The 20,222-nt window shown below is 73.2% G+C and carries 16 protein-coding genes; 13 read left to right on the top strand and 3 right to left on the bottom strand.

Translation table 11 applies throughout. From position 1 onward, the window contains the following. Positions 1-54 precede the first annotated feature (54 nt). Positions 55-2,202, top strand: a complete 2,148-nt coding sequence (locus tag DIZ27_RS17975) for a primosomal protein N' (RefSeq protein WP_109379444.1) — start codon at positions 55-57, stop codon at positions 2,200-2,202. A 22-nt stretch (positions 2,203-2,224) separates the two neighbouring features. On the opposite strand, the gene DIZ27_RS17970 is transcribed toward DIZ27_RS17975, so the two are convergent. Continuing rightward, on the bottom strand, positions 2,225-2,794 hold the full coding sequence (locus tag DIZ27_RS17970) for a hypothetical protein (protein ID WP_109379443.1): 570 nt from the start codon (positions 2,792-2,794) through the stop codon (positions 2,225-2,227). Positions 2,795-3,027: 233 nt separating this feature from the next. On the opposite strand from DIZ27_RS17970, the gene fmt reads away from it, so the two are divergent. The 11 genes from fmt (at position 3,028) to DIZ27_RS17915 (ending at position 16,613) form a co-directional block, all read left to right on the top strand. Next, entirely contained in the window at positions 3,028-3,960 is a 933-nt protein-coding gene (fmt, locus tag DIZ27_RS17965; RefSeq protein WP_109379442.1) for a methionyl-tRNA formyltransferase, read from the top strand. 98 nt (positions 3,961-4,058) lie between these two features. After that, a complete protein-coding gene (locus DIZ27_RS17960) occupies positions 4,059-5,477 on the top strand; it encodes an RsmB/NOP family class I SAM-dependent RNA methyltransferase (protein ID WP_109379441.1) in 1,419 nt (472 codons plus the stop codon). 91 nt (positions 5,478-5,568) lie between these two features. Beyond that, positions 5,569-6,255 carry a ribulose-phosphate 3-epimerase gene (rpe, locus tag DIZ27_RS17955; RefSeq protein ID WP_109379440.1) on the top strand — a complete coding sequence of 229 codons (687 nt, stop codon included), beginning with the start codon at positions 5,569-5,571 and terminating at the stop codon, positions 6,253-6,255. Between the two features lie 78 nt (positions 6,256-6,333). Next, positions 6,334-7,380: a sugar-binding transcriptional regulator gene (locus tag DIZ27_RS17950; protein ID WP_109379439.1), complete on the top strand. Its 1,047-nt coding sequence runs from the start codon at positions 6,334-6,336 to the stop codon at positions 7,378-7,380. Positions 7,381-7,657: 277 nt separating this feature from the next. Further along, the gene (locus tag DIZ27_RS17945; protein WP_181383580.1) at positions 7,658-9,100 is read left to right on the top strand and encodes a GuaB1 family IMP dehydrogenase-related protein; all 1,443 of its coding nucleotides are present in this window, start codon (positions 7,658-7,660) and stop codon (positions 9,098-9,100) included. A gap of 80 nt (positions 9,101-9,180) precedes the next feature. Further along, positions 9,181-9,633: an Lrp/AsnC family transcriptional regulator gene (locus tag DIZ27_RS17940; protein WP_109379437.1), complete on the top strand. Its 453-nt coding sequence runs from the start codon at positions 9,181-9,183 to the stop codon at positions 9,631-9,633. Positions 9,634-10,129: 496 nt separating this feature from the next. Then, on the top strand, positions 10,130-11,332 hold the full coding sequence (locus tag DIZ27_RS17935) for an MFS transporter (RefSeq protein WP_109379436.1): 1,203 nt from the start codon (positions 10,130-10,132) through the stop codon (positions 11,330-11,332). An 82-nt stretch (positions 11,333-11,414) separates the two neighbouring features. Beyond that, a complete protein-coding gene (locus DIZ27_RS17930) occupies positions 11,415-13,388 on the top strand; it encodes an ATP-binding protein (protein ID WP_109379435.1) in 1,974 nt (657 codons plus the stop codon). Beyond that, positions 13,385-13,765: a DUF742 domain-containing protein gene (locus tag DIZ27_RS17925; RefSeq protein ID WP_258308428.1), complete on the top strand. Its 381-nt coding sequence runs from the start codon at positions 13,385-13,387 to the stop codon at positions 13,763-13,765. The genes DIZ27_RS17930 and DIZ27_RS17925 overlap by 4 nt, the downstream gene beginning before the upstream one ends. 293 nt (positions 13,766-14,058) lie before the next feature. Beyond that, positions 14,059-14,847 carry a carbon-nitrogen hydrolase family protein gene (locus DIZ27_RS17920; protein WP_109379434.1) on the top strand — a complete coding sequence of 263 codons (789 nt, stop codon included), beginning with the start codon at positions 14,059-14,061 and terminating at the stop codon, positions 14,845-14,847. Between the two features lie 53 nt (positions 14,848-14,900). Then, entirely contained in the window at positions 14,901-16,613 is a 1,713-nt protein-coding gene (locus tag DIZ27_RS17915) for an NAD(P)/FAD-dependent oxidoreductase (RefSeq protein WP_109379433.1), read from the top strand. A 93-nt stretch (positions 16,614-16,706) separates the two neighbouring features. On the opposite strand, the gene DIZ27_RS17910 is transcribed toward DIZ27_RS17915, so the two are convergent. Further along, a complete protein-coding gene (locus DIZ27_RS17910; RefSeq protein ID WP_109379432.1) occupies positions 16,707-17,402 on the bottom strand; it encodes a DUF5995 family protein in 696 nt (231 codons plus the stop codon). Between the two features lie 173 nt (positions 17,403-17,575). Between DIZ27_RS17910 and DIZ27_RS17905 the strand changes: the two genes are divergently transcribed. Beyond that, complete coding sequence (locus DIZ27_RS17905) at positions 17,576-18,706, top strand: glycoside hydrolase family 6 protein (protein WP_109379431.1); 1,131 nt, start codon at positions 17,576-17,578, stop codon at positions 18,704-18,706. Here the strand turns inward: DIZ27_RS17905 and DIZ27_RS17900 are convergent. Then, positions 18,688-20,118 carry a uracil-xanthine permease family protein gene (locus DIZ27_RS17900; RefSeq protein ID WP_109379430.1) on the bottom strand — a complete coding sequence of 477 codons (1,431 nt, stop codon included), beginning with the start codon at positions 20,116-20,118 and terminating at the stop codon, positions 18,688-18,690. The two genes, DIZ27_RS17905 and DIZ27_RS17900, sit on opposite strands and share 19 nt — an antisense overlap. Positions 20,119-20,222: the final 104 nt, after the last annotated feature.

Genomic DNA, 20,222 nt, shown 5'->3' with positions numbered 1-20,222 from the left:
CCCGGGGGGCGGGAACGCCGCCGGTTGTCAGTCGCGTTTGGTAAGAATGCAAGCGTGAGCAGCGAGAACGGGCAGGTGGACGGTGGTGCGCGGGGCGCCCCGCCGGAGCAGCTCGCGCTCATCCGCGAGACCGTGCGCAAGGCGGACACGCCCCGGGCCAAGCCGCGGACCTGGCGGGGTGCCGCGCTCGCCGGGGAACTACCGGTCGCGCGCGTCCTGGTCGACAAGGGCGTGCTGCACCTCGACCGGTACTTCGACTACGCGGTGCCCGAGGAACTCGACGCCGACGCGCAGCCGGGCGTCAGGGTCCGGGTGCGGTTCGGAGCCGGCCGGCACCGGGTGCGCGAGGGTCGCCGCGAGGGCGGGGGGCTGATCGACGGGTTCCTCGTCGAGCGACTCGCCGAGTCCGACTACTCCGGCCCGCTGGCCGCCCTCGCCCAGGTGGTGTCACCCGAGCCGGTCCTGAGCGAGGAACTGCTGGGGCTGGCCCGCGCGGTCGCCGACCGGTACGCGGGCAGCCTCGCCGACGTGCTTCAGCTCGCCGTGCCGCCGCGCAACGCCCGCGCCGAGCGGCGTCCCTCGCCCGACCCCGCGCCGCCGCCCCCGATACCCGAGCCGGGCTCCTGGGCCCGGTACGAACAGGGGGAGACCTTCCTCCGGTCGCTGACCTCCGGCGGCGCTCCGCGGGCCGTGTGGAACGCGCTGCCCGGACCGCTGTGGAGCGAGGAGCTGGCCCGTGCCGTCGCGGCGACGCTGGCCTCGGGGCGCGGCGCGCTCGTCGTCCTGCCGGACGGACGGAGCGTCGCCCGTGTCGACGCCGCGCTCACCGAGCTCCTGGGCAAGGGGCGGCATGCCGTACTGACCGCCGACGCCGGGCCCGAGAAGCGGTACGCGCAGTGGCTCGCCGTGCGGCGGGGGTCCGTGCGCGCCGTGATCGGCACCCGGGCGGCGATGTTCGCGCCCGTCCAGGATCTCGGGCTGGTCGCGCTCTGGGACGACGGCGACGCCAGCCACAGCGAGCAGCACGCCCCGCAGCCGCACGCGCGAGAAGTGCTGCTGCTGCGGGCGGCGCAGGACAAGTGCGGCTTCCTGCTGGGGAGCTGGAGCTGCACGGTGGAGGCCGCCCAGCTGGTCGAGACCGGCTGGGCCGGACCGCTGGTCTCCGGGAGGGACCGGGTACGGGCCGCCGCGCCGCTGGTGCGGACCGTCGGCGACGGGGACCTCGCGCGGGACGAGGCCGCCCGTGCCGCCCGGCTGCCGACGCTCGCCTGGCAGGCCGTCAGGGAGGGGCTGCGGCACGGGCCGGTGCTCGTGCAGGTGCCCCGGCGCGGCTATGTCCCGCGGATGGCGTGCGCCGGCTGTCGCACCCCCGCGCGGTGTCGGCACTGCTCGGGGCCGCTGGAGGCGCACGGTGCCGGTGATCTGCGGTGCGGGTGGTGCGGGCGCGAGGAGGTCGGCTGGCACTGCCCGGAGTGCGGCGGGTTCCGGCTGCGGGCCCAGGTGGTGGGGGCCCGCCGGACCGCCGAGGAGCTGGGACGGGCCTTCCCCGCTGTGCCGGTGCGCACCTCAGGGCGCGAGCATGTGCTGGACACGGTGCCGAGCACGCCCGCGCTGGTGGTGAGCACCCCCGGGGCCGAGCCGGTCGCGGAGGGCGGCTACGCGGCGGCGCTGCTGCTGGACGGCTGGGCGATGCTGGGCCGGCCCGATCTGCGGGCCGCGGAGGACGCGCTGCGCCGGTGGATCGGTGCGGCGGCGCTGGTGCGTCCGCAGGCGGCCGGCGGCACGGTGGTGGTGATCGCCGAGCCGACGCTGCGGCCCGTGCAGGCGCTGGTGCGGTGGGACCCGGTGGGACACGCGGTGCGGGAGCTGAGCGAGCGGACCGAGCTGGGCTTTCCGCCGGTGTCGCGGATGGCGGCCGTGTCGGGACCGGGGGAGGCCGTGGCGGAGTTTCTCCGGGCGGTCGAACTGCCGGCGGAGGCGGAGGTACTGGGACCCGTCCCGCTGTCCCTCACCCCCGCCGGCCGCCCCCGGCGACCAGGCGGTTCGCCGCCCGGGGAACACTGGGAGCGGGCGCTGATCCGAGTACCACCGGGCAGGGGGGCGGCGCTCACCGGCGCATTGAAGTCGGCCCAGGCGGCGCGCATGGCCCGCGGGGGCGACACACCGGTATGGGTGCGGATCGACCCACCCGACATCGGCTGAACGGCGCCGTACTACCGTCGGGTCAGCCGTTGCGGGGGCCCGGGAAGGTCGGGGGAGCGGGGAACGCCGTGGGGCGGGGGTCGTTGCGGAGGGACGAGCTGCTCGCTGTGGGCTGGGTCGGCATGGAGCGGGCGGCCGGGACCGTCGGCACGGTGGAGACGCCGGCGCCCACGTTGACCGCGCGGGCCCCCGAAGGCTCCGCGGTGCGCTCCGCCTCCACGGCCGGGGCGGTCCGGGCGGCCGAGGCACGGCGGGAGCCGTAACGGCGGTGCACCGCCTGCTTGGTGACGCCGAGCGCGGAGCCCACCGCGTCCCACGAGAAGCCCAGCGAACGGTCGAAGTCGACGGCCGCGGTGACCAGGGTCTCGACGCTGTCCCGCAGCTCCTGGGCGAGACGGACCGTCGGAGCGGGGGCACGTCCGTAGACGACGAAGCCCGTGGAGGGGCCGGAGCGGCGAGGGCGGTAGACGTTGCCCAGCTGGGCGGTGAGCGTGCGCAGTGCGTCCACCTGCCGGCGGACCCGCTCGATGTCCCGCACCAGCAAGTGCAGGCTGGCGCGAGCCTGGGCGTCGTGGGTTGCGTGGTCGGCCATGAACAAGCCTCTCGAGCCGGCGTTGGAAGGAACGGGCCGCGTCCGGGCCCGATGTGGTCAACTCTTTCTTGACCAACGCGGATTCGCCCCGTGGGTCACGGGGTGGGAGCGTGGCGGCATATGCGTGCGCCCCCGTGCGGGAGCGTGCGCCTCGGCTTCGTCCGACGCGTGGGTCCCCCATAGACTGGTGCGCTGCCCGCACCCGTCCCTGCCCGAGAGGCCCGAACCACTCCATGAAGCTCGTCTTCGCCGGTACCCCCGAGGTCGCCGTTCCCGCCCTGGACGCTCTTCTCGCTTCGGAGCGGCACGAGGTGGCCGCCGTCGTCACCCGGCCCGACGCGCCGGCCGGGCGGGGCCGCAGGCTGGTGGCCTCTCCGGTCGCCGAGCGGGCGCGAGAGGCCGGGATCGAGGTGCTCAAGCCCGTGAGGCCCCGGGACCCGGAGTTCCTGGAGCGGCTGCGCGAGATCGCCCCCGACTGCTGCCCCGTCGTCGCCTACGGCGCCCTGCTGCCCCGGGCCGCCCTCGACATCCCGGAGCGGGGCTGGGTCAACCTGCACTTCTCGCTGCTGCCCGCCTGGCGCGGTGCGGCGCCCGTGCAGCACGCCGTCATGGCGGGGGACGAGATCACCGGTGCGTCCACCTTCCTCATCGAGGAAGGGCTTGACTCCGGGCCGGTCTACGGCACCGTCACCGAGGAGATCCGCCCCACCGACACCAGCGGCGACCTGCTCACCCGGCTCGCCTTCGCCGGTGCCGGGCTGCTCGCCGCGACCATGGACGGCATCGCGGACGGCACCCTGAAGGCCGTACCGCAGCCCGCCGACGGGGTCACCCTCGCCCCGAAGGTCTCCGTCGAGGACGCCCACGTCGACTGGAACGCCCCGGCCCTGCGCGTCGGCCGGGTCGTGCGCGGCTGCACCCCCGCGCCCGGTGCCTGGACCACCTTCCGGGGCGAGCGGCTCAAGATCGTCCAGGTCGTCCCCGCTCCCGACCGCACGGACCTCGCCCCGGGCCGGGTGTCCGCGGGCAAGAACAACGTGTACGTCGGCACCGGTTCGCACGCCGTGGAGCTGCTGTGGGTGCAGGCCCAGGGCAAGAAGCCGATGCGGGCGGCGGACTGGGCACGCGGCGCGCGGATCGGCGCGGAGGAGACGGTCGGCGCCTGAGGCCGCGGCCTCAGGCCCCACCCCGCTCAGGTCCCGCCCCGCCCCCGGCGACGTAGGCTGGACCGCGCACTTCATCCCACACCCGGAGCACCTTTTTCGTGAGCGACCAGTCCCGTCGGCCCCGCAAACCCGGCAAGCCCTACCGTCGGCCCAAGAAGGACCCCGTCCGCATCCTCGCCTTCGAGGCCCTGCGGGCCGTGGACGAGCGGGACGCCTACGCCAACCTCGTCCTGCCGCCGCTGCTGCGCAGGGCCCGCGAGGGCGGTGACTTCGACGCCCGGGACGCGGCGCTCGCCACCGAGCTGGTGTACGGGACGCTGCGCCGGCAGGGCACGTACGACGCGGTCGTCGCGGCCTGTGTCGACCGGCCGCTGCGGGAGGTGGACCCGCCCGTGCTGGACGTGCTCAGCCTGGGCGCGCACCAGCTGCTCGGGACCCGGATCCCCACGCATGCCGCCGTCTCCGCCTCCGTCGAGCTCGCGCGCGTGGTGCTCGGCGACGGGCGGGCCAAGTTCGTCAACGCCGTGCTGCGCAAGGTCGCGCAGCACGACCTCGACGGCTGGCTGGAGCGGGTCGCCCCGCCCTACGACGAGGACCCCGAGGACCATCTCGCCGTCGTGCACTCGCACCCGCGCTGGATCGTCTCCGCGCTGTGGGACTCCCTCGGCGGCGGCCGTGACGGCATCGAGGAACTGCTGCGGGCGGACAACGAGCGGCCCGAGGTGACCCTGGTCGCTCGTCCCGGGCGCGCCACCCCCGGGGAACTGCTCGGCGAGGAGGCCGCCCTCCCGGGACGCTGGTCGCCGTACGCGGTGCGGCTGAGCGAGGGCGGCGAGCCGGGCGCGATCCCGGCCGTGGCGGACGGCCGGGCCGGAGTGCAGGACGAGGGCAGCCAGCTCGTCGCGCTCGCCGTCGCCAACGCCCCGCTGGACGGGCCGGACCACAGGTGGCTGGACGGCTGCGCCGGCCCCGGTGGCAAGGCCGCGCTGCTCGCCGCGCTCGCCGCCGAGCGGGGTGCCGCCCTGCTGGCCTCCGAGAAGCAGCCGCACCGGGCCGGACTGGTCGCGAAGGCGCTGGCCGGGAACCCCGGGCCGTACCAGGTCGTCGCCGCCGACGGGACCCGGCCGCCGTGGCGGCCCGGCAGCTTCGACCGGGTGCTGGTCGATGTGCCGTGCACCGGGCTCGGCGCCCTGCGCCGCCGGCCCGAGGCGCGCTGGCGCCGCCGGCCGGACGACCTGGACGGCTTCGCCCCGCTGCAGCGCGGGCTGCTGCGCGGTGCCCTGGAAGCCGTACGGGTCGGCGGCGTCGTCGGCTACGCCACCTGCTCGCCCCACCTCGCCGAGACCAGGGCCGTGGTCGCCGACCTGCTCAAACAGTTCCCGGACACCGAGCTCCTCGACGCCCGGCCGCTGCTGCCCGGAGTCCCGGAGCTGGGCGAGGGTCCCGACGTACAGCTGTGGCCGCATCTGCACGGGACCGATGCCATGTATCTGGCGCTCATCCGCCGGACCGGCTGACCCCGCCCCGAAGCGGCGGCCGGTCCGCACGCGACCGTATTGGTACCCGACCGATGCCGCCGACCCCCGAAGGGCATGGCAGGCTTGATGCATGGCCGCGCAGATCAACCCCAGTATTCTGTCCGCCGACTTCGCCCGCCTCGCGGACGAGGCGCGGGCGGTCGAGGGAGCCGACTGGCTCCACGTCGACGTCATGGACAACCACTTCGTCCCGAACCTCACGCTCGGTGTGCCGGTCGTGGAGTCGCTCGCCCGTGCGACGGACACTTCGCTGGACTGCCACCTGATGATCGAGGCCCCCGATCGCTGGGCGCCCCAGTACGTCGAGGCGGGGGCCGGTTCAGTCACCTTCCACGTGGAGGCGGCCGCCGCACCGGTGCGGCTGGCCCGCGAGATCCGGGCCAAGGGGGCGCGGGCCTCCATGGCGCTGAAGCCCGCGACCCCCATCGAGCCGTACGAGGACCTGCTCCCCGAGCTCGACATGCTGCTGATCATGACGGTCGAGCCGGGCTTCGGGGGCCAGGCCTTCCTCGACATCATGCTGCCGAAGATCCGCCGCACCCGCGAGCTGATCAGCAAGCACGGCCTGGAGCTCTGGCTGCAGGTCGACGGCGGGGTCTCGGCGTCCACCATCGAGCAGTGCGCCGATGCCGGCGCCGACGTCTTCGTCGCGGGATCCGCCGTGTACGGGGCGGCGGACCCGGCCGAGGCGGTCCGCGCACTGCGCCGCCAGGCCGAGGCCGCCACGGGCAGGGCGTCCTGGGCATGCGACCACTGAGCCACGAGAACGTGAACGGCTTTCAGCAGGGCTGATCGACCGCGCCGGATCTGCGAGGATGAACGGCGAATCCAGAGTGTGAACAGCAGTGAGGAGAACGCCGTGTCGGGTATGTCGGCGGCGGGCCGTTCAGCCATGCGGATGGGACCCGCTGAGCTGGTGCAGGCGGCGGCCATGGCCCGCCGCTTCTACCTCGAGGGCAAGTCCAAGATCCAGATCGCCGAGGAGTTCGGCGTCAGCCGCTTCAAGGTGGCCCGGGTCCTGGAGACCGCCCTCGAACGGGATCTCGTGCGCATCGAGATCCGTGTGCCCGCCGAGCTGGACGCGGAGCGCTCCGACGCGCTGCGTGCCCGCTACGGCCTGCGGCACGCCGTCGTGGTGGAGTCCCCGGCCGAAGCCGAGGAGACACCCGACCCCGAGAACCTCGGAGAGGTGGCCGCCGATCTGCTCGGCGAGCTGGTCGACGAAGGTGATGTGCTGGGCCTGGCCTGGGGCCGGTCCACCATCCACATGGCGGCGGCCCTGGACCGGCTGCCGCCCTGCACGGTCGTGCAGCTCACGGGCGTGTACGACGCCGGGACCGCCGAGCGCGGCTCGGTGGAGGCCGTACGGCGGGCCGCGCAGGTGTCGGGCGGCGACGCCCACCCCATCTACGCGCCGATGCTGCTGCCGGACGCGGCCACCGCTCAGGCGCTGCGCCACCAGACGGGCATCGCGCGGGCCTTCGAGTACTTCGACAAGGTCACGGTCGCCTGTGTCTCCATCGGATCGTGGGAGCCGGGCATCTCGACGGTGCACGACATGCTCTCGGACGAGGAGCGTGCGCACTACGCCTCGCTCGGTGTCGCCGCCGAGATGTCGGCCCATCTCTTCGACTCCGACGGACGCCGGGTCGGCCGCGACCTGGGCGAGCGGTGCATCACGGTCAAGGCCGACCAGCTCCGCCGGGTCCCCGAGGTCGTCGCGATCGCCGGCGGGCAGCGCAAGGGCCCCGCCATCGACGCGGTGCTGCGCTCCGGGCTCGTCACCAGCCTGGTGACGGACACCTCGGCCGCGGACTACCTGATGGCGGCGGGACCGGCCCCCAGGTCCGCCCTCAACCGCTCGGACCCCGACGGCCCCTGACCGACCCCGACGACGCGTGGGCCCGGGGCGGGCGTGGCGGCATCGGGCGCATGGTGCCGCGGCTCGTCCCCGTCTCCCTGCCTGCCCGCTCGGCCCCGCGTACCCCGCCGCTCACCGTGGCCCGGACGCTCGGAGATTCCTCCCAGTGCCCGGCGGCACGGCCTGGACGATCCGACCGGAGAAGGCGCTCCGGCCGTCATGGGACAATGAGGTACGTGCTCTTCCCCCTGGCTGACCTGTCCGGGGGCCACCTCTGAACGACTGGGATGTGCAGCACGTGCGTTTCCTCAACGACATCCAGCCCCCGTACGACCTGACGTACGACGATGTCTTCATGGTGCCGAACCGGTCCGCCATCGGTTCCCGTCAGAGCGTGGACCTCAGCTCCCCGGACGGCACGGGCACCACCATCCCGCTCGTCGTCGCCAACATGACGGCCATCGCCGGCCGCCGCATGGCCGAGACGGTGGCCCGCCGGGGCGGTCTCGTGGTCATCCCGCAGGACATCCCGATCGAGGTCGTCACCGAGGTCGTCTCCTGGGTCAAGAGCCGCCACCTGGTCCTCGACACCCCCATCGTGCTCGCCCCGCACCAGACCGTCGCCGACGCGCTCGCCCTGCTGCCCAAGCGCGCGCACAACGCGGGCGTCGTCGTGGACGACGAGCACCGGCCGGTCGGCGTGGTCACCGACACCGACCTGTCCGGTGTGGACCGCTTCACGCAGCTCACCGAGGTCATGTCCCGCGACCTGCTGCTCGTCGACGCCGACATGGACCCGCGCGAGGCCTTCAACACCCTGGACGGCGCCAACCGGCGCTACGCCCCCGCCGTCGCCAAGGACGGCCGCCTCGCCGGCATCCTCACCCGCAAGGGCGCCCTGCGGGCCACCCTGTACACGCCGGCCACCGACGCGCAGGGCAGGCTGCGGATCGCCGCGGCCGTCGGCATCAACGGCGATGTCGGGGGCAAGGCCCAGCAGTTGCTGGAGGCGGGCGTCGACACGCTCGTCATCGACACGGCGCACGGGCACCAGGAGTCGATGATCAGCGCGCTGAAGCTGGTGCGCGACCTCGATCCGCAGGTCCCGGTCGCCGCGGGCAACGTCGTCGCCGCCGCGGGGGTGCGCGATCTGATCGAGGCCGGCGCGGACATCGTCAAGGTCGGTGTCGGCCCCGGCGCCATGTGCACCACCCGCATGATGACCGGCGTCGGCCGGCCGCAGTTCTCCGCGGTGCTGGAGTGCGCGGCGGAGGCGAGGAAGTACGGCAAGCACGTGTGGGCCGACGGCGGTGTCCGCCACCCGCGCGACGTCGCGATGGCGCTCGCGGCCGGTGCGTCCAACGTGATGGTCGGCTCCTGGTTCGCCGGGACCTACGAGTCCCCCGGCGACCTCCAGCACGACGCGGACGGCCGCCCCTACAAGGAGTCCTTCGGCATGGCCTCCACGCGTGCCGTGCGCAACCGCACCTCGGAGGAGTCGGCCTACGACCGGGCCCGCAAGTCGCTGTTCGAGGAGGGCATCTCCACCTCCCGCATGTTCCTCGACCCGGCCCGGCCCGGCGTCGAGGACCTGATCGACTCGGTCATCGCGGGCGTCCGCTCCTCCTGCACGTACGCGGGCGCCGGCTCCCTGGAGGAGTTCGCCGAGAAGGCCGTCGTCGGCGTCCAGAGCGCCGCCGGCTACGCCGAGGGCAAGCCGCTGCACGCCAGCTGGACCTGACCCGCCCCGGCCGATTCCGTACCAGCCCGACCCCACCGGCCCCGTTGTGGACCTCCCAGAAGCGAAGTGAACCACCCGCAGTGCTGAACGATCTCGACGAACGCATCGTGCACGCCCTCGCCGAGGACGCCCGCCGCTCCTACGCGGACATCGGCCAGCTCGTCGGCCTGTCCGCGCCCGCGGTGAAGCGGCGCGTGGACCGGCTGCGCGCCACCGGTGCCATCACCGGTTTCACGGTACGGGTGGACCCCGCCGCCCTCGGCTGGGAGACCGAGGGGTTCGTCGAGATCTACTGCCGCGGCAACACCTCCCCGGAGACCATCCAGCGGGGCCTGGAGCGCTACCAGGAGGTCGTGTCCGCCTCCACCGTCACCGGGGAGGCGGACGCGGTCGCCCAGGTCTTCGCCGCCGACATGCGGCACTTCGAACGGGTCCTGGAACGGATCGCGGGGGAGCCGTTCGTCGAGCGGACCAAGTCCGTACTGGTGCTGTCACCGCTGCTGCGCCGCTTCTCGTCGGGGTCGCCCACCTGAGACCTCGGGAACGAACCGGTCCGGGGGCGCCGGTCCGGCGAAGGACAACCGGATCACCGGCGCCCGGCTGGTGGAGGATGCCTCCCGAGCTCTCGGCAGCCCTCGGCTTCGCTCCGGGCAGGGGAGGCCCCCGCTGCAGGGAGGGCAGTCGTCAGGCGTGCCCGTCGCGTCGAGCGCGCCACCGCAAGGCAGGCAGGGATCTCCTTCCCGATCCTGTGGAGGAAGGAGAGCACTTCAACGGCAGGTGACGCACCTGGTCCTCGTCCGGGCATGCTTCACCGCGGTCAACGGATACCGGCTGTCCCCTCAGCCCTTCACCCCGGAGCCGTCACCGTGCGGTCGGACGCAAAAACCCCGGGCCGCATCCGGCCCGGGCGTCTACCCTCGGTTCCATGACCTGGCGACATTGATCCACCCCTCGTGCCTCCCGTGGGCCGCCCCGGTAGCCGTACGTCCTCCACGTCCGGTGTCCGAACCGCCCTTACGGGAAGGCCTCATGACTCCCACGCCCACGCGTGCGCCCGACCCCCGCGTCCGACGGCTGACGACCACGCTGTACGGCTACGCGTTCCTCGAAGACTTCGTGCTGCTCTACCCGGTGTACGCGCTGCTGTTCAGCGACACCGGTCTGACGGTCTGGCAGATCTCCTCCCTGTTCGCCCTCTGGTCGGTCACCGGCGTCCTGCTGGAGGTCCCCTCCGGTGTCTGGGCGGACGCCGTGTCCCGGCGCCTGCTGCTGTGGCTCGGCCCGCTGCTCACCGCCGCGGGCTTCGCCCTGTGGGTGCTGCTGCCCTCCTACGGTGCCTTCGCGACCGGCTTCGTGCTGTGGGGAGCCGGGGGAGCGCTCGCCTCCGGTGCGCTGGAGGCCCTCGTCCACGACGAACTGGAGCGGCTCGACGCGGCCGACCGCTACGCCCGCGTCATGGGCCGCGCCCGCGCGGCGGGACTGGTCGCCGTGATGGCGGCCATGGGGCTCGCCGGTCCGGTGCTGGCCTGGGGCGGCCACACCGCCGTCGGTGCCGCCAGCGTCCTGGGGTGCGTGCTGACCGCGGCCACGGCCCTCCGGTTTCCGGAGCACCGCCGCCCGGCAGCCGCACACGAGGGCTGGACCGCGCCCCTGCGCGCCGGGCTCGCCGAGGCCCGGGCCGACCGGTCGGTGTGCGGCGCGCTGCTGCTCGTACCGGCCGTGGGTGCCGTCTGGGGCGCCCTCGACGAGTACACGCCGCTGCTGGTGCGGGACACCGGCGCCGCGGACGAGACGGTTCCCTGGCTGCTCCTGCTGATCTGGGCCGGTGCCACCGCCGGAAGCCTGCTGGCCGGGGAGGGCGAACGCCTCGGCACGACCGGACTCGCGAGCCTGCTCGCGGGCTCCGGGCTCGTCCTGGCCGTCGGTTCCGCCCCGGGCACGACGGCCGGGCTCGTGCTCGTCGCCCTCGCCTTCGGCGGCTTCCAGGCGGCGACCGTACTGGCCGACGCGCGGCTCCAGCGGCGGATCACGGACACCGGGCGGGCCACCCTGACCTCGGTCGCGGGACTGGCCACCGAGCTGGCCACGGTCGCGGTGTTCGGCGGCTACGCGGTGATCGCCTCACGCGGCGGACACAGCACGGCCTTCGCCGTGCTCGCGCTGCCGTATCTGATGACAGCGTTGCTCCTGATACTCGTGAGGCCATTGCGCTCGTCGCGCGGCATCCCGTAGGTTGTGCGCCACTCGCTACCGGCCGGTAATAGCGGTCGATGGCTGCTTCGCCACCCAGTCACCCGAGCGTCCTGGGAGAGCCATGCGCCGACTCGTCGGCCGTCCCACCACGGTCCGCGCCCGCATCGTCGCGCTCGCGTTCGCCCCGGCGTTCGCCCTGCTGGTGCTGTGGACCTTCACCATGGTGTCGGTCACCGGAGAACTGCGCGCCCTGATCCGGCTGCAGGGCGTGTACGAGGACTTCGGCACGCCCGTCGACACGGCGATCGGGCAGATCCAGATCGAACGGCGACTCGCCGCTGCGTACTTGGGGGACTTGGGGGCGGGCCACCGCACGTCCGCGGCCCTGGACCTCATGGAACAGCAGCGCCGCACCGACCGCGCCGTGAACGCCATGCGCGACGCGATCCGGAACGGCGACCGCGAGCGGCTCTCCGGACCGCAGCGCCAGGCCCTCGACGCCATGGTCGGCGCCGCCGACGAACTCGAGGAGCTGCGCCACCGGGTCCTGTCCCGGGACATCTCCTGGGACCGGGCCGTCGACGAGTACGGTGCGCTGGTGGAACCCGGGTTCGACATCCAGTCCGCCCTCACCGCACTGCAGGCCGGGCAGCTCGCACGGGAGGCGCAGGTCGTCGTCGAGCTCGTCCGGGTACGGGAGTTCGTCTCCCGCGAGGACGCCCTCGTCGCCGGGGCGCGCGCGGCCGGCCAACTGACCGACCGGCAGTACGACACGCTCACCGCGACGATCGAGCACCGCCGGGTCTTCGAGCAGACGTACGTGCCCGATCTACCGACCGACTCACGGACACTGTTCGAGGAGTTCCAACACGACGAACTGCACGGCGCGTTGACTCGGAGCGAGGACGCACTGCTGCGGGCAGGGCCGGAGGGCGCCGGTAAGGCCGTCGCGGCCGAGTCCTGGCGTACGACCACCGACCGGGCCGTCAAGCGCTACATGGAGCTGTGCACCCAGGCGGCCCTCAACTCCGCCGAGCGCGGCCGGGCCTTCGCCCATCAGGAGCTGATCAAGGCAGCCGTCGTGGGCGGGCTCGGGTTGGCGGCCATCGGCCTGTCCCTGTGGTGGGCGGTGCGCGGCGCCCGCCGTATCTCCCGCCGCCTGGAACTGCTGCGGGACTCCGCCGACCTGCTGACCAGTCGACAACTGCCAAACGTGATGGCCAGGTTGAGCGCCGGCGAGGAGGTGAACGCGGCCGCCGAGGCACCGCCGCTGGCCGAGGCGGAGGCGGAGCCCGACGAGATCGGTCAGGTCGGCCGGTCCTTCAACGCCGCCCGGCTCGCCGCCGTCGAGGCCGCCGTCCGGCAGGCCACCCTGCGCCGCGGGCTGTTCGCCGTGCTGCTCACCATCGCCCGGCGCAACCAGACCCTGGTGCATCGCCAGCTGAAGCTGGTCGACACGCTGGAACGGCGCACGGACGATCCCGAGATGCTGGAGCAGCTGTTCCGCATCGACCACCTCACCACCCGGATGCGGCGTCACGCGGAGAACCTGGTCATCCTTTCCGGCGCGGCCCCGGGCCGCAGATGGCGCCGGCCCGTGCCCGTGGCCGACATCGTCTCCTCCGCCGTGAGTGAGATCGAGGACTACACACGGGTGGAGGTGCCGCCCATGGACCGGGTCGGGATCGCGGCGGACGCCGTCGCCGACGTCGTCCACCTCCTCGCCGAACTCCTGGAGAACGCCACGGTGTTCTCGCCCCCGCACACCCGCGTGACCCTGCGCACCGGCCGGGAGCGCGGCGGCTTCGTCCTGCGGATCGACGACCGGGGACCCGGCCTCGGCTCCGGACCGCTCCACGAGGCCCATCGCACCCTCAGCCACCCCGACGACTTCGACCCGTCCCGTCACGACCGGCTCGGCTTGTACGTGGTCGGCCGGCTCGCCGCACGTCACGCCATCGAGGTGACACTGCGCGAGTCCCCGTACGGCGGGACGACGGCCACCGTGCTGCTGCCGGGAGGAGTGCTTGCGGACCTGGAGTCCCAGGAGCCAGAGGTGCTCGAGGAGACGGACGGCGTGTCCCCGCTGCCGTGACCGACGACGATCACTGGTACGAGGACGAGACCGGCTCGATGGTGCGCCCCTATACCGTCACGCGGGGCCGGACCCGGCCCTCGGGAGGGCCCACCATCACCCTGCTGTCCCAGGTCAGCGCCGTGGAGTCCGGCCTGGCACGGCCAGGTGTCGACCACGCCCGCGCCGCCCTGCTCGACCTGGTGCGCCGCCGGGGCCCGCTGCCGGTCGTCGAACTCGCGGCGCACGCCGACCTGCCCCTGACCGTCGTCCACGTACTGCTCGCCGACCTGGCGGGGGCCGGTCTGGTGTGGATCGGCGCACCGCGCCGACCGGGCGGGCCGACGACCGACCCGGAGCTGCTGCGCGAGATCGTCGCGCGGCTCCGGGAGCTGTGACCCCGGGGCCGCCCGACCGCCATGTCCACGCGGCGGCCCCCGGGTGCTTCGCACGGCGGTCCACGACGGTCTTCACACAGGTGGAACGGACGGGCAGGACGGCCCCCGGCGTCGCCTCCACCTCCCCGGCACGGGCGCCGAACCGGGGGCGTGCAACGAATCGCCGCCGACCCCGCGGCGGACGCAACAGTTCGCTCATGGGCACGCAACGGCTCCTTCTTGTCCGGTCGAGCAGACCGGACGTAGCGTCTGTGCGACCCCCCGAAACCCCCGCGTACCGATGAGGAAAACGCATGCGCACCGCCCTGCTCCAGAGCTCCGGACGGCCCGGATCCGTCGCCGGGAACCTCAAGGTCCTCGACGAGGCCGCGGGCCGCGCCGCCGCGGCCGGCGCCGGGCTGCTCGTGACCTCGGAGCTGTTCCTGACGGGGTACGCCATCGGCGACGACATCACGGCGCTCGCCGAGCCCGCCGACGGCGACGCGGCCGACGCGATCGCACGGACGGCCACCCGGCACGGACTCGCCATCGCCTACAGCTACCCGGAACGCACCGACGGCACGGTCCACAACTCCCTCCAGCTCGTCTCCGCCGACGGCACCCGCCTCGCGAACTACCGCAAGACCCACCTCTTCGGCAGCTTCGAGCACGAGCACTTCACCCCGGGCGACCAGCCGGTCGTCCAGGCGGAGCTCAACGGCCTCACCGTCGGCCTGCTGATCTGCTACGACGTCGAGTTCCCGGAGAACGCGCGCGCCCACGCCCTGGCAGGCACCGACCTCCTCCTGGTGCCCACGGCGCTGATGCACCCGTTCCAGTTCGTCGCCGAATCCGTCGTGCCGGTGCGGGCGTTCGAGAACCAGATGTACATCGCGTACGTCAACCGGGTCGGCCAGGAGGACGAGTTGGAGTTCGCGGGGCTGTCCACCCTCGCCGGACCCGACGGAGTCGCCCGTACCCGGGCGGGCCGCGGCGAGGAACTCGTCCTCGCCGACGTGGACCCCGTGCTCCTCGCCGCCTCCCGTGAGAACAACCCGTATCTGCGGGACCGCCGCCCCGGCCTGTACGGGCCCCGCGGCTGAACCCCGCCTCCCTTGACACCTCGAAGACCGTTCGCGCAAGGAGTCCGCACCCCATGACGTCCACGGTGCCCAACGCCGTCGAGCACGCCGATGAGCAGCAGCCGCCGATCACCATGTTCGGCCCGGACTTCCCGTACGCGTACGACGACTTCCTCGCCCACCCCGCGGGCCTCGGCCAGATCCCCGCGACCGAGCACGGCACCGAGGTCGCGGTCGTCGGCGGCGGCCTGTCCGGGATCATCGCCGCCTACGAGCTGATGAAGATGGGCCTCAAGCCCGTCGTGTACGAGGCCGACCGGATCGGCGGCCGACTGCGCACCGTCGGCTTCGAGGGCTGCGACCCCTCGCTCACCGCCGAGATGGGCGCGATGCGCTTCCCGCCGTCCTCCACCGCCCTCCAGCACTACATCGACCTGGTGGGACTCGAGACCCGACCCTTCCCCAACCCCCTTGCCGAGGCGACGCCTTCGACCGTCGTCGACCTCAAGGGCGAGTCGCACTACGCCGAGACGCCCGACGACCTGCCGCAGGTCTACCGGGACGTGGCGGACGCCTGGAACCGCTGCCTGGAGGAGGGCGCCGACTTCTCCGACATGAACCGCGCCCTGCGCGAGCGGGACGTCCCGCGCATCCGCGAGATCTGGTCGCGACTGGTGGAGAAGCTCGACAACCAGACCTTCTACGGTTTCCTCTGCGACTCCGAGGCCTTCAAGTCCTTCCGGCACCGCGAGATCTTCGGCCAGGTCGGCTTCGGCACCGGCGGCTGGGACACCGACTTCCCCAACTCCATCCTGGAGATCCTGCGGGTCGTCTACACCGAGGCCGACGACCACCACCGCGGCATCGTCGGCGGCTCCCAGCAGCTGCCGCTGCGCCTGTGGGAGCGCGAGCCGGAGAAGATCGTCCACTGGCCGTACGGCACCTCGCTGAAGTCCCTGCACACCGACGGCGAGCCCCGCCCGGCGGTGACGCGGCTGCACCGCACCGCCGGCCACCACATCACGGTGACGGACGCGAACGGGGACATCCGCACCTACCGGGCGGCCGTCTTCACCGCCCAGTCCTGGATGCTGCTCTCCAAGATCGCCTGCGACGAATCGCTCTTCCCCATCGACCACTGGACCGCCATCGAGCGCACCCACTACATGGAGAGCTCCAAGCTCTTCGTACCCGTGGACCGGCCCTTCTGGCTGGACGAGGCCGTCGACGAGAACGGGAACCCGACAGGGCGGGACGTCATGTCGATGACGCTCACCGACCGGATGACCCGCGGCACCTACCTGCTCGACGACGGCCCGGACAAGCCCGCCGTCATCTGCCTCTCGTACACCTGGTGCGACGACAGCCTGAAGTGGCTGCCGCTGTCGCCGAACGAGCGGATGGAGGTCATGCTGAAGTCGCTGGGCGAGATCTACCCGACGGTCGACATCAGGAAGCACATCATCGGCAACCCAGTGACCGTCTCCTGGGAGAACGAGCCCTACTTCATGGGGGCCTTCAAGGCCAACCTGCCCGGCCACTACCGCTATCAGCGGCGCCTGTTCACGCACTTCATGCAGGACCGGCTGCCCGAGGACAAGCGGGGCGTCTTCCTGGCCGGCGACGACATCTCCTGGACGGCCGGCTGGGCCGAGGGCGCCGTCCAGACCGCGTTGAACGCGGTCTGGGGCGTCATGCACCACTTCGGTGGAGCGACCGACGCGACCAACCCCGGTCCCGGTGACGTCTACGACGAGATCGCGCCGGTGGAACTCTCCGACGACTGAGCCACCCCCCCCGGGGCCCCCGGGGCCCCCGGGGCCCCCGGGAACTCCCTGGCACTCCCGGAGCCCGCCCGGCTCGCGGCCGGACCGCCCGGGTCAGTCGGGCAGGGGCGTGAGCAGCATGCGTCCGGCGAAGCCGACCGCCATGTCCAGCCGCGCGGCGAACTCCTCGGCGACGTCCGGCAGTCCGCGCAGCGCCCACAGCGCGCGGGCCGCCGTCCAGGCGGCGTCCCGGGCGCGGTCCAGGCTCCACGCAGCGAGCAGATGGGTCATCGGGTCGGCGAGCTGGAGCAGGTCGGGACCCGGCATCAGGTCCTCGCGGATGCGCTCCTCCAGCGTGACCAGGAGGTCGCCCACATGGTCGAACTCGTCCTCCACCCGGGCGGGTTCGCAGCCGAGCGTACGGCAGGTGTCCACGACGGCGAGCGCCAGGTCGTGGCCGATGTGCGCGTTGATGCCCGCCAGCGCGAACTGCAGCGGACGTACGCCCGGATGATGGCGGAACTGGAACAGCGGACGCCAGCAGGCCGGTGGGCGGCGGCCCTCGGACACCGCCTCGACGGCGGCCAGGTAGCGCTCGGCGAACAGCACGTCCAGGGTGACCGCCGCCCGCGCGTCCGCCGGCAGACCGGCGTCGATGCGCCGGTCCACCTCCGTCGTCACCGCGAGGTAGACGCGGTTGAAGACCGCGATCCCGTCCCGGCGGGGCAGGGCGGAGTCGAGGGCGCGCATCCGGGAGACGACGGTGTCTACGGGGGTGCGGACTTGACGGTCTTGTTCGCATTGCGCCATGAGCGCAGAGTCGCACCTTTAGTGTGGTGCCAGTGGCGGCGGGCTCGACGTTTCCCCGGATCGGGGGAACGCGCCCGTCGTGGGGGAGGGGGAGCAGCACCGTGTCAGGCTCGCGTGCCCAACGCCTGGCTGCCCGGCGGTCCGCGCGCAGAGGCGCGGCCCGGCGTGCCGCCATGGTGGCGGCCGCCTCCCTCGTGGTGGCGGTCGGCACCGCCGCCGGGGTGGTCTCTTCGGTGGATGACGGACGCGGCTCGGACGAGGCACGGCCCGAGGTGACCGCGTCGCCGCGGTTGGAAGCACTGCCCGTCGTGCCGTCGGTGTCCCCGTCGCCCGAGGAGCCGTCCCCCTCCGCGTCGGCCTCTCCCGAGCCCCGTGCGAAAAGGACGAGTACCACGCCGTCCGCGTCGCACAGCGCGCGGGAGCCGCGGTCGGCCCCGGTGTCCCCCCGGCTCTACCGCCACCCCGAGTCCCAGGTCCTGGACTGGGTGCGGGCCCATCCCGGCGATCCGCGCCGCGCGGTCATAGAGTCCCGCATCGGCGACCAGCCGGCGGCCGTGTGGTTCGCCGACCACTCACCGGACACGGTCACCGCGCGGGTGCGCGCGATCACCTCGGCCGGCGCCGCACGGGGCCGGGTGCCCGTCCTCGTGCCGTACACGATCCCCGACCGCGACTGCGGCGGGCACTCCCGGGGCGGAGCGCCCGATCTGGACGCCTATGACGGCTGGATCGACCGGTTCGCCGCCGGGCTGGGGTCCGGCGAGGTCATCGTGATCCTGGAGCCGGACTCCCTCGCCCAGGTCGAATGCCTCTCCGCAGGGCAGCGCGCCGACCGCTTCGCCTCACTGGCCCGCGCCGGACGGGTACTGAAGGAGGCCAACTCCCGGGCCCGCGTCTACTACGACGCCGGGCACTCCGGCTGGAACGCGCCCGCGCGACAGGCCGACTGGCTGAGGCAGGCCGGGGCCGCGTCGGCGGCCTCCTCCGACGGCGTCTTCAGCAACGTCTCCAACTTCCACGACACGGCCGACGAGATCGCCCACAACCGGCAGGTGCTCGACGCGCTCGGCGGCCCGCCCGGCCTGGGCGCGGTGATCGACACCAGCCGCAACGGCAACGGCGCCCCGGCCGACGGCGAATGGTGCGACCCCGCCGGCCGCAAGCTCGGCCGGACCCCGACGCTCAGCACCGGCGAGGCCGGGATCGACGCCTACCTCTGGGTGAAACTGCCGGGGGAGTCGGACGGCTGCAAGGGCGCGCCGGGCACCTTCACCCCGTCGTACGCCTACGACTTGGCGCGCTGAGTGCCCCCGCCGTCCGCCTCGCCCCCGCCGTTCTCGCCCCCGTTCTCGTCGTAGGCGGAGGTGCCGGCGTCGAGCAGCGGCGGCTGGGTCTTGAGGTGGGCCGGCGCGAAGGCGCGCAGCGCGTGGTACCCGGTGATGACGACGAGGGTGCCGAGCGCGATGCCGCTGAGCGAGAAGGTGTCGGTGAACTCCATGGTGACGTTGCCGACGCCGATGATGATGCCCGCGGCGGCCGGTACCAGGTTCAGCGGATTGCGCAGGTCCACCTTGGCGTTGATCCAGATCTGGGCGCCGAGCAGGCCGATCATGCCGTACAGGATGACGGTGATCCCGCCGAGCACACCCCCGGGGATCGCGGCCACGACCGCGCCGAACTTCGGGCAGAGGCCGAACAGCAGGGCGAAGCACGCGGCGGCCCAGTACGCGGCGGTCGAGTAGACACGGGTCGCCGCCATCACGCCGATGTTCTCGGAGTAGGTGGTGTTGGGCGGGCCGCCGACGGCGGTGGACAGCATGGAGCCGACGCCGTCGGCGGAGATGGCCGTGCCCAGCTTGTCGTCGAGGTTGTCGCCGGTCATCTCGCCGACGGCCTTGACGTGTCCGGCGTTCTCGGCGATCAGCGCGATGACGACCGGCAGGGCGACCAGGATCGCCGACCACTCGAAGGACGGGCCGTGCAGGTTCGGCAGGCCGATCCAGTCGGCCTGGCCCACGCCGGACAGGTCCAGGCGCCAGTGGTCGGTGACCTTGCCGCTCGCGTCCGCGGAGTGGATCCGGCCGAAGACCAGGTCGAGGACCCAGGAGAGCGCGTACCCGAAGACCAGCCCGAGGAAGATCGCGATACGGGACCAGAAGCCCCGCAGGCACACCACCGCCAGGCCGGTGAACAGCATCACGGCCAGGGCGGTCCACTGGTCCTGCGGCCAGTACGTGGCGGCGGTCACCGGTGCCAGGTTGAAGCCGATCAGCATCACCACCGCGCCGGTGACGATCGGCGGCATCGTGGCGTGGATGATCCGCGCCCCGAAACGCCGCACCGCGAGCCCCACCAGGAACAGCGCGGCCCCGACCACGAACACCGCCCCGGTCACGGTGGCGCTCGACCCGCCCTGGGCCCGGATGACCGCGGCGACGCCGACGAAGGAGAGCGAGCAGCCCAGATAGCTGGGCACCCGGCCGCGTGTGGCCAGCAGGAAGACGATGGTCGCGACGCCCGACATCATGATCGCGAGGTTGGGGTCCAGGCCCATCAGTACCGGGGCGACGAAGGACGCCCCGAACATCGCCACGACGTGCTGGGCGCCGAGCCCCGCGGTACGGGGCCAGGAGAGCCGTTCGTCGGGGCGGACCACCGCGCCGGGAGCCGGGGTGCGTCCGTCTCCGTGCAGTGTCCAGCGGACGCCGAGATCCATGGGCTGTCGCTTTCGTCGTTCGTGCAGCGTGTCCGGACCATTGTCGGGGCTGAGCAGGTGTGCTTCGTACACCTGGACGGGCTTGCCCCGGCTGTCTGAGCGCC

The sequence above is a fragment of the Streptomyces sp. NWU339 genome, assembly GCF_003143855.1.
GTDB lineage: Bacteria > Actinomycetota > Actinomycetes > Streptomycetales > Streptomycetaceae > Streptomyces.
Note: the sequence above shows the minus strand (reverse complement) of the source record. Positions and strands in the feature narration are given on the sequence as shown.